Annotated in this window: 1 protein-coding gene; it reads left to right on the top strand. The window is 59.5% G+C overall.

Annotation, left to right across the window (positions count from 1 at the left end; all coding sequences use genetic code 11):
• The first annotated feature begins 50 nt into the window (after window positions 1–50).
• A protein-coding gene (locus AX730_RS18945) for an IS3 family transposase (RefSeq protein ID WP_157074263.1) occupies window positions 51–1,420 on the top strand; the annotation gives its coding sequence in 2 pieces (ribosomal slippage) (window positions 51–525 and window positions 525–1,420; 1,371 coding nt in all).
• The last annotated feature ends 38 nt before the right edge of the window (window positions 1,421–1,458 follow it).

Genomic DNA, 1,458 nt, shown 5'->3' with positions numbered 1-1,458 from the left:
TGAACTGACCCCCGGAAGTTGGACACCCATCCAGCCTTCGGAGGTTTTTCATGGCCAAGTACAGTCCGTCTTTTAAACGAGAGGTGGTGGACGCCTATCTGCAGGGATCTGCCGGCTTCAAGGTGATCGCTGCCCGATTTGGACTTCACAAGAAGTTGGTAGAGGTTTGGGTTGCTCATTTCCGCCAAGAGGGCCAGGCGGGGCTTGATCGGCAACACCGTCATTACACTGCTGAGTTCAAGCTCCGGGTTCTGGAGCATATGTGGCGCGAAGATCTCTCCTACGGGCAGACGCAGGCGCTATTCGGAGTTCGGAACAAGACGGGCGTTGCGACTTGGGAGCGCCAGTACAATGAAGGGGGTATCGAGGCGCTGAAGCCTCGCCCCAAGGGCCGCCCGCCAGCCATGCCGAAGCCGGAACCTCCACCCGTGCCACCAGCGTCAATTCCAGGCCGGGTTGCGACCCATGAGGAATTGCTCAAGGAGAACGCGTACCTGCGTGCGGAGGTGGCGTACCTAAAAAAACTCGATGCCTTGGTTCAAGCGAAGAAGTCCACGACCCCGCCGACAAAGCGCGGATAGTGCTTGAACTGAGGCAGCAGCATGCTCTGCCGGACTTGCTGGCCATCAGCGGCTTGGCCCGTAGCACCTTCTACTACCAGGCCAAGGTACTGGCGCTGGGGGATCGACATGCCAGCCTTAAAGCAGCCATCCAGGCGCTCTACGACCGCCACAAAGGACGGTACGGGTATCGCCGCATCACCGCGGCCCTGCGGCGCCAGCTCGGCGAGGCCATCAACCACAAGCTTGTTCAGCGACTCATGCAGGCCATGGGCCTCAAGTCACTGGTCAGGCCAAAACGGTACAGGTCTTACAGGGGCGAGGTCGGGGAAGTGGCGCCGAACGTCCTGGAACGGCGCTTCAAGGCCGATGAGCCAGAGCAGAAGTGGGTGACCGACGTGACCGAGTTCAAGGTCAATGGCGAGAAGCTGTACCTGTCGCCGGTCATGGACCTCTACAACAGGGAAATTGTGGCCTTCCAGCTCGATGTCCAGCCGTCCTTCAAGATGGTCCGCACCATGCTGGATAAGGCATGGGCGAGAAGGCGATCACGCCGGCCGCTGGTGCTTCACTCGGATCAGGGCTGGCAGTATCAGATGAGCGCCTTCCGGCGGCAGCTCGACGAACATCAGGTCACCCAAAGCATGTCCCGTAAGGGCAACTGCCTGGATAACGCCGCCATGGAGAGCTTCTTCGCGACCCTCAAGTCTGAGCTGTTCTACCTGAAGCAGTTCACCAGCGTGGAGCAGCTGCGCGAAGAGGTGGCCGACTACATCCACTACTACAACCACGATCGCATCATGCTGAAACTAAAAGGGCTGAGCCCGGTGCAGTACCGAACCCAGCCCTTGGCAGCGTAAGCTACAAACCGACCGTCCAACATTGGGGGGTCAGTTCA

The organism is Pseudoxanthomonas mexicana (genome assembly GCF_001556105.1).
In the GTDB taxonomy this organism is placed as follows: domain Bacteria; phylum Pseudomonadota; class Gammaproteobacteria; order Xanthomonadales; family Xanthomonadaceae; genus Pseudoxanthomonas_A; species Pseudoxanthomonas_A mexicana_A.
The sequence above is the reverse complement of the archived record's forward strand: the minus strand, read 5'-3'. Positions and strand labels throughout refer to the sequence as shown.